Annotated in this window: 1 protein-coding gene; it reads left to right on the forward strand. The window is 63.4% G+C overall.

Going from position 1 to position 2,611, the window contains the following annotated elements:
• A partial coding sequence (locus MAXJ12_RS22485) for a condensation domain-containing protein (RefSeq protein WP_008838306.1) occupies window positions 1-2,611 on the forward strand: 2,611 nt, incomplete at both ends.

Genomic DNA, 2,611 nt, shown 5'->3' on the forward strand with positions numbered 1-2,611 from the left:
CTGGGCCGAGCTTCTCGGTATCGAGCGGGTCGGGCGCCACGACCACTTCTTCGAACTCGGTGGCCACTCGCTCTTGGCGGTGCAGCTGATGAGCCGACTGTCGCAGGTTATTGGCGTCGAACTGCCGCTGACGACGCTGTTCGCCAATCCGGTGCTTTCCGATCTGGCGGCGCGCCTTGTCGAGCAGTTGAGCCGCTCCGGTCCGCAAGACCTGCCGGCGATTGTGGCCGTGTCGCGTCATGAGCCGCTTGTGCCGTCGTTCGCGCAGCAGCGGTTGTGGTTTTTGGCGCAGCTGGACGAAGGCAGCACGAACTACCACATGCCGCTGGCCCTGCGGCTGTGTGGGGTGCTCGAGCGCAGCGCCTGGCAGCGCAGCCTCGACCGTTTGTTTGCCCGCCATGAGGCGCTGCGCAGTGTCTTTGTCGCACCGGAGGGCAAGCCCCGGGTTGAGGTCCTGCCGGCGGACGCAGGGCTGCCGGTGCTCGAGCACGATCTGCGGGACAGGCAAGATGCCGAGGCGGCGCTTTTGGATCTGAGTCATGAAGAGGCGCACACGCCGTTCGATCTGTCGCGCGGGCCGCTGATCCGAGGGCGTCTGATCCGGATATCCGATCAGGAGCACGTCTTCCTGCTGACCCAGCATCATATCGTCTCGGACGGCTGGTCGCTGGGCGTGCTGGTGCGTGAACTCAGTCAGCTTTACCGGGCGTTCGCGACTGGACAGGACGATCCTTTGCCGCCGCTGGCGATCCAGTATCCGGATTATGCCGCCTGGCAACGGCAGTGGCTGTCGGGGGAACGGCTGCAGAGCCAGGCGCAGTATTGGCGCAGCGCCCTGTCAGGCGCTCCGGCCCGTCTTGCCTTGCCGACGGACCGGCCGCGGCCGGCCCAGCAGTCGTTTGCCGGAGCCAGTGTGCCGATCGTCATCGATGCGGCTCTGACGCGGGGTCTGAAGCGGCTGAGCCGGCAGCACGGCACGACGGTGTTCATGACGGTGCTGGCGGCCTGGGCGGCGGTGCTGTCGCGTCTGTCGGGGCAGGACGACCTTGTGATCGGCGTGCCGAGCGCCAATCGTGGCCGGCGCGAGATCGAAGAGTTGATCGGCTTCTTCGTCAACACCCTGGCGCTTCGGCTGGACCTGTCGGGCGAGCCGAGCGTGTCGGAGCTTCTGGAGCGGACGCGGCGCACGGCGCTGGCCGCGCAGGAGCATCAGGACCTGCCGTTCGAGCAGTTGGTCGAGATCGTCAAGCCGCCGCGGGCCCTCGATCACACGCCGTTGTTCCAGGTGATGCTGGCCTGGCAGAACAACACCGTCGGGTCATTGGATCTGCCGGGGCTGCGCGTGGAGGCTGCGGAGGAGGGGTTCGATCAGGTCAAGTTCGATCTGGAGCTGAACCTTGGCGAGCATGGCGATCAGATCGCCGGAACGTTTGGTTATGCCACGGCGCTGTTCGATCAGGCGACGATCGAGCGGCAGCGTGGTTATCTGCTGGCGCTGCTGCGGGCGATGGTCGCCGATGCCGGGCAGCCGGTCAGCCGCATCGAGCTGCTGCCATCGGCCGAGCGCACCCATCTGCTGGAGGAGCTGAACCGGACGGACGCGGCCTATCCGTCGGAGCGGTGCATCCATGAGCTGTTCGAGGCGCAAGTACGCCAGGCGCCGGAGGCGGTGGCGGTGGTCCATGACGACGAGCGGTTGAGCTATGGCGAACTCAATGCGCGGGCCAACCGGCTGGCGCATCATCTGATCGGCCTCGGGATCAGGCCGGGGGATCGCATTGCGACGGTGCTCGACCGCTCCGTCGCCCTTGTGGTGGCGCAGCTGGCGATCCTCAAGGCGGGGGGAGTTTATGTACCGATCGATCGTTCTCTTCCGTCTGCGCGACAAGAATGGCTGATGGCCGACTGCGCTGCACGCCTGGTGCTTAGCGAGGGTAACGATGATGATCTCGTTGAGGTGACGATCGCTGTTCTGGCCATTGAGCCGCTCATGGCCGGAGTAGGATGTAGTACCGATCCTGCTGGCCTGGCATTGAGCGCCGAGGCTGCCGCTTACGTGATGTACACTTCCGGCTCGACCGGCCTTCCCAAGGGAGTTGTTGTTCCCCATCGTGCTGTCAACCGGCTCGTGATGAATAATGGATATGCGAAGATCGGTGCCGGAGATCGTGTCGCTTTCGCCGCCAATCCCGCCTTCGACGCCAGCACATTTGAAGTCTGGGCGCCGCTGCTTAACGGGAGCTGCATAATTATAATGAATGCCGCAACCGTTTTAAATGCATCAAGTTTTGCCAGGGCGCTTGAACAGAAACGGGTGACATCACTTTTTCTCACAACAGCGCTATTCAACCAATATACATCATCGATTGCCCCGACGTTAGCACAACTTAAATACCTCCTCTGTGGAGGCGAATGGAACGACCCCCCATCATTGTTGAGGTTGCTGAGAGAAGAAGGTCCTGTCCGTCTCATTCACTGCTACGGTCCGACCGAGACGACGACCTTTGCGACTACCTACACTGTGCGTCCGATTCAGGAGGGAGCTCTCAGTGTCCCGATCGGCCGTCCGATTGCGAACACGCGGGTGTATCTGCTGGACGGTCATGGTGCG

This window comes from Mesorhizobium alhagi CCNWXJ12-2 (genome assembly GCF_000236565.1).
Lineage (GTDB): Bacteria > Pseudomonadota > Alphaproteobacteria > Rhizobiales > Rhizobiaceae > Allomesorhizobium > Allomesorhizobium alhagi.